Origin of the sequence: Pseudomonas sp. 313 (assembly GCF_000316965.1) — a bacterium.
Lineage (GTDB): Bacteria > Pseudomonadota > Gammaproteobacteria > Pseudomonadales > Pseudomonadaceae > Chryseomonas > Chryseomonas benzopyrenica.
The window spans coordinates 1-7,141 of sequence record NZ_ANBZ01000003.1 but is presented as its reverse complement, the minus strand read 5'-3'; the positions used below and the strand labels follow the sequence as shown (position 1 = coordinate 7,141).

The window sequence follows — 7,141 nt, the reverse complement described above, 5'->3', positions numbered from 1 at the left end:
ACCATCTTCCTCTACCAGGGGCTGGCGCATTCCTACAACCTTTCCACGGCACGCCTGGGCCTGGACCTCGGGCTGCCCGAGGTGCTCAAGACCGTCGAGCGGCTGGGCGTGAGTCGCGCCCTGCCGCCCTATCCGGCGACCCTGCTCGGGGCCGGCGCTCTGACGCCCATGGAAGTGGCGACGATGTACCAGACGTTGGCCAATGGTGGCTTCAATACGCCGTTGCGCAGTATCCGCAGCGTGCTCGATGCCAATGGCGAGCCGCTCAAACGCTATCCCTTCCAGATCGAGCAGCGCTTCGATACTGGCGCCATCTACCTGGTGCAGTACGCCATGCAGCGCGTCATGCGCGAGGGCACCGGGCGTTCGGTCTACAACCAGATCCCCACCAGCGTGAATCTGGCGGGCAAGACCGGTACCACCAACGATTCCCGCGACAGCTGGTTCTCCGGCTTCAGCCAGGATCTGCTGGCGGTGGTCTGGCTGGGTCGCGACGACAATGGCAAGACGCCGCTGACCGGTGCCACCGGTGCGCTGCAGGTCTGGAGCAACTTCATGCGCCGCGCCGATCCGGTCTCCCTGGACATGCCGGTGCCGGACAACATCACCCAGGCCTGGGTCGATGCCACCACTGGCCGCGGCACGGATCCTTCGTGTCCCAATGCCGTGCAGATGCCTTATATTCGCGGCAGTGAGCCGCCACCGGGTGCCTCCTGTGGCGCACCGGCCGCGCCCGCCACGGGCGGGAACGGCAACGGGGGCAATCCGGTCATGGATTGGGTCAAAGGCTGGTTGAATTGAGAGGTCGCAAGGTGACGAAAGCAGTCTGGCCGGTGGTGATCGCCGGTGTTCTCCTCGCGGGTTGCGCCGCGCCGCAACGTGGTGCCATCCCCGTGGTCGATTCCGGCGGTCCGGTGTCCAACGGCGAACTCTATCGCCAAGGCAACAACCGACCTCTGCCGGCGCAACGCCAGGCCCCGGTGGCGGCAGCGCCCAGCGCGCCGGCCGATACCGGGGTGACCGTCATGGTACCGGGCGGCAGTTCCGCGCCCCTGGAAACCTATGCCGCGCCAGCGGCCTCGGCGCCGCTGATCACCTCGTCCAGCCCCAGCGCTCCGCCTGCCCAGGCGCCGGTGCAGCCGAGCTATTCGCAGCCGGTCTATCCGCCCGCTACGCAAAACGGTTCCACAGCGGCCAACAGGGCGCCGACCGGAATTCCGTCCGCGAGTAACTCCAGTGGCGGCGGTCTTGCCGCCGACGAACAGCTCGATGGCCCGGTGCTGGCGCTGTTGACCACCGCCCAGCAACAGCAGAGCGGCGGCGATCTCAACGGCGCTTCTTCGAGTCTCGAACGAGCCCAGCGTATCGCTCCGCGTGAGCCCCAGGTCCTCTATCGCCTGGCCCAGGTACGCCTGGCCCAGAACGATCCCGCCCAGGGCGAGCAACTGGCCCGGCGCGCCCTGACCTATGCCAACGGGCGGCCGGCCCTGCAGGCCAGTCTCTGGCAGCTGATCGCTCAGGCCCGCGAGGCCCAGGGCGATGCCTCCGGGGCCGCTCTGGCCCGGCAGAAGGCCCAGGTGGGTACCTGATGGACGAGCGCCTGCCCGCCCTGGCCGATCAGCTGCTGCAGATCGAACGTGAATTGCGCCTGCTCGGCTGGTGGTCGGCGCAGGCGCCCAGCGCGGAGGCCCTGGCCAGCCAGGAGCCCTTCTGCGTGGATACCCTGAGTTTCGCCCAGTGGCTGCAGTGGATCTTCGTGCCGCGGATGAAGCTGATCATCGAAAGCGATGCGGTCCTGCCGGCGCGCTCGGGCATCCGGCCGATGGCCGAGATGGTCTATCAGGGCAATCTCGATCCGGTCCTGCCCCTGCTCGCGTCCCTGGCCGAATTCGACCGCATCATCGAAAGCGCCTGAGCTACTTGCCGCAGTTCTGCTCGATGGACAGCTGGGTGTCGGCCAGGCGCTGCTGACGTTCCTCTTCGCTCAGCCGCCGCGTCTCGCCCCGACCGGACTGCACCAGGATGCGCGGGTTGTTGCGCAGTTGTGCCAGATTCTGCCGCGCCTGATCGCACTGCTCCTTGAGCTTGTTCTGTTCCTCGCGCACCTGGGCCTTCACCCGTCGATCCAGTTCCTGTTGCTGGGCATCATTGGACACCGACGGTTGCTGGGTGCCGTTGGGCATCTTGTAGGTGGGCGCGCTGCCCCCGCCATTGATCTGCGGCGCCGTCTTCACGTCCACCTCCTTGGCCTTCTGGCCCTCGGGCGGCTGGGCACTGAAATGGGTGATGCCCTTGTCGTCGGTCCACTTGTAGACCTGCGCGGCCTGGGCGGACAGGCTGCAGGCGAAAGCCAGGGCGGAAAGCCAGAAGATCGAGCGCATGAGAATCCTGGAAGGGCAGAGGACAGGACTTCACTATAAGAGGAGACGTCGACCTTTTCATCACGGCTGATCGCCGACGACCGATTGCGCCCGGTTGCACCTTTCGGCTTGACTTGCACCGGACGAATGCGAACAATCCAAAGTTCGCTGTAGCGAGTCGGCCCAAAGCTGACTGCTCGGCAGACCATGAGGTGCCTACCCGCGCCGCCACAGTCAAATACCCTGCACCGCGTTACCTCGCGTCGGGTGGAAGCTCCAGCATTCATCGGAATCTTCCAACAAGGCTTTCTAGGCAGCTGAATCGTCGGTGACCACCGTCGCCCATGCTCTGCCTTGCAGTCAACCGAACCTTGAGCGTCCACCGATGGGCGCTCGCCATGCGTGGAATGAGGTGATACGTGGAGCTATTAACTGGCGCTGAGATGGTCGTCCGCTTCTTGCGCGACGAGGGCGTGAAACACATCTACGGGTACCCGGGCGGTGCCCTGCTGCACATCTACGACGCCCTGTTCAAGGAACCGGCGCTCAACCACATCCTGGTTCGCCACGAGCAGGCCGCCACCCACATGGCCGACGGCTATGCCCGCGCCACCGGCAAGGCCGGTGTGGTCCTGGTGACCTCCGGTCCCGGTGCGACCAATGCCATCACCGGCATCGCCACCGCCTACATGGACTCCATTCCCATGGTCGTCCTGTCCGGTCAGGTGCCGAGCAACATGGTGGGCACCGACGCCTTCCAGGAAACCGACATGGTCGGTATCTCGCGGCCGATCGTGAAGCACAGTTTCATCATCAAGCACCCCTCCGAGATCCCCGAAGTCCTCAAGAAGGCCTTCTACCTCGCCGAGTCCGGGCGTCCCGGTCCCGTGGTGGTCGACATCCCCAAGGACATGGGCGATCCGACCAAGAAATACGAATACGTCTATCCGAAGAAGATCAAGCTGCGCTCCTACAATCCGGCGCAACGCGGTCACTCCGGGCAGATCCGCAAGGCCGTCGAGATGCTGGTAGCGGCCAAGCGTCCCATCCTCTACGCCGGTGGTGGCGTCATCCTCGGCGGTGCCTCCGCGGCCCTCACCGAGCTGGCACGCCTGCTCAACCTGCCGGTCACCAACACCCTGATGGGTCTCGGCGGCTATCCGGGCAGCGACCGCCAGTTCCTCGGCATGCTCGGCATGCACGGCAGTTACCCGGCCAACCTGGCCATGCACCACAGCGACGTCATCCTCGCCGTGGGTGCGCGCTTCGATGACCGCGTCATCAACGGCGCCACGCGCTTCTGCCCGAACGCCAAGATCATCCATGTCGACATCGACCCGGCGTCGATCTCCAAGACCATCAAGGCCGACGTGCCCATCGTCGGTCCGGTCGACAGCGTCCTCGCCGAGATGGTCGCCGTGGTCCGCGAGCTGAGCGAGAAGCCCCATGCCGAAAGCCAGGCCGCCTGGTGGAAGCAGATCGAGGAATGGCGCGGCGGCCGCGAGATGTTCCCCTACAACAAGGGCGACGGCAGCATCATCAAGCCGCAGACCGTCATCGAGACCCTGTACGACGTCACCGCGGGCGATGCCTACATCACCTCCGATGTCGGCCAGCACCAGATGTTCGCCGCCCAGTACTACCGCTATGACAAGCCCAATCGCTGGATCAACTCCGGCGGCCTCGGCACCATGGGCTTCGGCTTCCCGGCGGCCATGGGTGTCAAGCTCAACTTCCCGGACGCCGATGTCGCCTGCGTCACCGGCGAAGGCAGCGTGCAGATGAACATCCAGGAGCTCTCCACCTGCATGCAGTACGACCTGCCGGTGAAGATCGTCTGCCTCAACAATGGCGCCTTGGGCATGGTCCGCCAGTGGCAGGACATGCAGTACAGCAGCCGCTACTCCCACTCCTACATGGAATCCCTGCCGGACTTCGTCAAGCTGGCCGAGGCCTATGGCCACGTCGGCATGCGCATCGAGCGTCTGGAAGACCTCAAGCCGATGATGGCCGAGGCCTTCGCCATGAAGAATCGCCTGGTCTTCCTCGACATCGCCGTGGACAACACCGAACACGTCTATCCGATGCAGATCAAGGATGGCGCGATGCGCGACATGTGGCTGAGCAAGACGGAGCGGACCTGAACATGAGACACATCATCTCCCTGCTGCTGGAAAACGAGCCCGGCGCCCTGTCCCGCGTGGTCGGCCTGTTCTCCCAGCGCAACTACAACATCGAAAGCCTCACGGTCGCCGCGACCGAGGATCCGACCCTGTCGCGCCTGACCCTGACTACCATCGGCCAGGAAGAGACGGTCGAGCAGATCACCAAGAACCTCAACAAGCTCATCGAGGTAGTGAAACTGGTCAACCTGTCAGAGAGTGCTCACATCGAGCGCGAACTCCTGCTGATCAAGGTCAAGGCCACCGGCGCCCAGCGCGCCGAGGTCAAGCGCACCACCGATATCTTTCGCGGCCAGATCGTCGATGTCGGCAGTAGCGTGTATACCATTCAGCTGGCGGGCACCAGCGAGAAGATCGACAGCTTCATCCAGGCGATCGGTGCCGCGTCCATCCTCGAGGTGGTGCGTAGCGGCGTGACCGGAATTTCCCGTGGCGACAAAGCCCTGAGCATCTGATACCCCCTTTTCCAGGAGAACCTGCAATGCGCGTTTACTACGACAAAGACTGTGACCTTTCCATCATCCAGGGCAAGAAGGTCGCCATCATCGGCTACGGCTCCCAGGGCCACGCCCACGCCTGCAACCTGAAGGACTCCGGCGTCGACGTCGTCGTCGGTCTGCGCAGTGGCTCGGCCACCGTGGCCAAGGCCGAGGCCCATGGTCTGACCGTCAAGCCGGTCAAGGACGCCGTCGCCGCCGCTGACGTGGTCATGATCCTGACCCCCGACGAATTCCAGTCCAAGCTGTACAAGGACGAGATCGAGCCGAACCTGAAGCAGGGTGCCACCCTGGCCTTCGCCCACGGTTTCGCCATCCACTACAACCAGGTCGTGCCCCGCGCTGACCTGGACGTCATCATGATCGCCCCCAAGGCCCCGGGTCACACCGTGCGTTCCGAGTTCGTCAAGGGCGGCGGCATCCCTGATCTGGTCGCCGTCCACCAGGACGCTTCCGGCAATGCCAAGAACGTTGCTCTGTCCTACGCCTGCGGCGTCGGCGGCGGCCGTACCGGCATCATCGAAACCACCTTCAAGGACGAGACCGAAACCGACCTGTTCGGCGAGCAAGCCGTGCTGTGCGGTGGTGCGGTCGAGCTGGTCAAGGCCGGTTTCGAAACCCTGGTCGAAGCCGGCTACGCGCCGGAAATGGCCTACTTCGAGTGCCTGCACGAGCTGAAGCTGATCGTTGACCTCATGTATGAAGGCGGCATCGCCAACATGAACTACTCGATCTCCAACAACGCCGAGTACGGCGAGTACGTGACCGGCCCCGAGGTGATCAACGCCGAGTCGCGCGCCGCCATGAAGAATGCGCTCAAGCGCATCCAGAACGGCGAGTACGCCAAGATGTTCGTTGCCGAGGGCGCGTCCAACTACGCCTCCATGACCGCCTACCGTCGCAACAACGCGGCTCACCCGATCGAGCAGGTCGGCGAGAAGCTGCGTGCCATGATGCCCTGGATCGCGTCGAACAAGATCGTTGACAAGACCAAGAACTGATCGGGCAGGGCGCTTGCCCTGAAACGAACGGTAAAAGACGCGGCCTCGGCCGCGTTTTTCATTGCACTGCCCACGACCCCGGCAATGCCTTAGCATGGGAGGTTAGGCTGAACCCTATCCTCAAGAGGTCAGTCCAATCCGTCAGGTAATGCCCAAGGAAAATCCATGAGCGAGCGTCCCGAAGAAACCCCGTCCAACACCAACACCGACGGCCTCATCCCCGTGGATGAACACATCGAGGAGACGCAGGACGCCCAGGGTCGCAAGATCAGACGCCGTGGCGTGTACCTGCTGCCCAATCTCTTCACCACCGCGGCGCTCTTTGCCGGCCTTTATTCCATCATCAAGGGTGTCGCGGCGCAGACCGCCTTCATCCAGGGGCAGTACGAGATTGCCTCCGCCGGCTTCTCGGCCGCCGCCGCCGCCATCTTCATTGCCATGGTCCTCGATGGCCTGGATGGCCGCGTCGCCCGCATGACCAATACCCAGAGTGCCTTCGGCGAACAGTACGACTCGCTCTCCGACATGGTCGCCTTTGGTGTCGCGCCGGCCATCCTGGCCTTCCAGTGGGCCCTGAGCGGCCTGGGCAATGTCGGCTGGGCCGTCGCCTTCATCTATGTAGCGGGCGCCGCCTTGCGCCTGGCTCGCTTCAACACCCAGATCGGTTCGGTGGACAAGCGCTACTTCATCGGTCTGGCCAGTCCTTCTGCGGCTGCCCTGGTGGCCGGTACCGTCTGGTGCTTCAGCGACTTCGGCATTCAGGGCTCCAAGCTGTCCCTGCTGGTGGCCCTGATGGTCGCTGCTGCCGGCATGCTCATGGTCAGCAACTTCAAGTATTGGAGCTTCAAGACCCTGGGTCTGAAGGGACGGGTGCCCTTCGTGGTCATCCTGATCGCCGTACTGGTCTTCGCCGTGGTCTTCACCGACCCGCCACGCGTTCTGCTGCTGGGCTTCCTGGCCTACGCGGTTTCCGGACCCTTCACCACCCTCTGGCGCAACCGCCGTATCGGTCGGGCCTAGGGGGCTATAAGAGAAGGGGCTGCGCGAGCAGCCCCTTCTTTTTTGGCTTTTTGAAAATAAGCTGTTGACCTGCTCCGAAA

At 64.0% G+C, this 7,141-nt stretch carries 8 protein-coding genes; 7 read left to right on the top strand and 1 reads right to left on the bottom strand.

Annotated elements, in window-relative coordinates; genetic code table 11:
- From C722_RS0100105 to C722_RS0100095, 3 genes are all read left to right on the top strand, one after another.
- Window positions 1-801 (top strand): penicillin-binding transpeptidase domain-containing protein (locus C722_RS0100105; RefSeq protein ID WP_017638580.1); only part of this gene is annotated, 801 nt, incomplete at its 5' end.
- On the top strand, window positions 789-1,589 hold the full coding sequence (locus C722_RS0100100; RefSeq protein WP_081594549.1) for a hypothetical protein: 801 nt from the start codon (window positions 789-791) through the stop codon (window positions 1,587-1,589). The genes C722_RS0100105 and C722_RS0100100, both read left to right, overlap by 13 nt.
- On the top strand, window positions 1,589-1,915 hold the full coding sequence (locus tag C722_RS0100095) for a YqcC family protein (RefSeq protein ID WP_007159693.1): 327 nt from the start codon (window positions 1,589-1,591) through the stop codon (window positions 1,913-1,915). Before C722_RS0100100 ends, C722_RS0100095 begins: the two co-directional genes overlap by 1 nt.
- A gap of 1 nt (window position 1,916) precedes the next feature.
- Here C722_RS0100095 and C722_RS0100090 read toward each other — a convergent pair whose 3' ends face one another.
- Window positions 1,917-2,381 carry a DUF4124 domain-containing protein gene (locus C722_RS0100090; protein ID WP_017638578.1) on the bottom strand — a complete coding sequence of 155 codons (465 nt, stop codon included), beginning with the start codon at window positions 2,379-2,381 and terminating at the stop codon, window positions 1,917-1,919.
- Window positions 2,382-2,779: 398 nt separating this feature from the next.
- Here C722_RS0100090 and C722_RS0100085 point away from each other — a divergent pair, with 398 nt between their 5' ends.
- The 4 genes from C722_RS0100085 (at window position 2,780) to pssA (ending at window position 7,061) form a co-directional block, all read left to right on the top strand.
- Entirely contained in the window at window positions 2,780-4,504 is a 1,725-nt protein-coding gene (locus C722_RS0100085) for an acetolactate synthase 3 large subunit (RefSeq protein ID WP_026083550.1), read from the top strand.
- Window positions 4,505-4,506: 2 nt separating this feature from the next.
- Window positions 4,507-4,998: an acetolactate synthase small subunit gene (gene ilvN / locus C722_RS0100080; protein WP_007159690.1), complete on the top strand. Its 492-nt coding sequence runs from the start codon at window positions 4,507-4,509 to the stop codon at window positions 4,996-4,998.
- 26 nt (window positions 4,999-5,024) lie between these two features.
- Window positions 5,025-6,041, top strand: coding sequence for a ketol-acid reductoisomerase (gene ilvC, locus C722_RS0100075; RefSeq protein ID WP_017638576.1), 1,017 nt, complete (start codon window positions 5,025-5,027; stop codon window positions 6,039-6,041).
- A 165-nt stretch (window positions 6,042-6,206) separates the two neighbouring features.
- Complete coding sequence (gene pssA / locus C722_RS0100070; RefSeq protein WP_017638575.1) at window positions 6,207-7,061, top strand: CDP-diacylglycerol--serine O-phosphatidyltransferase; 855 nt, start codon at window positions 6,207-6,209, stop codon at window positions 7,059-7,061.
- The last annotated feature ends 80 nt before the right edge of the window (window positions 7,062-7,141 follow it).

Bases quoted from the DNA above. Each gene is read 5' to 3' on its own strand.
- C722_RS0100095 (WP_007159693.1), top strand. From the start codon at position 1,589: ATGGACGAGCGCCTGCCCGCCCTGGCCGATCAGCTGCTGCAGATCGAA.
- C722_RS0100090 (WP_017638578.1), bottom strand. From the start codon at position 2,381: ATGCGCTCGATCTTCTGGCTTTCCGCCCTGGCTTTCGCCTGCAGCCTG.
- ilvN (WP_007159690.1), top strand. From the start codon at position 4,507: ATGAGACACATCATCTCCCTGCTGCTGGAAAACGAGCCCGGCGCCCTG.
- ilvC (WP_017638576.1), top strand. From the start codon at position 5,025: ATGCGCGTTTACTACGACAAAGACTGTGACCTTTCCATCATCCAGGGC.
- pssA (WP_017638575.1), top strand. From the start codon at position 6,207: ATGAGCGAGCGTCCCGAAGAAACCCCGTCCAACACCAACACCGACGGC.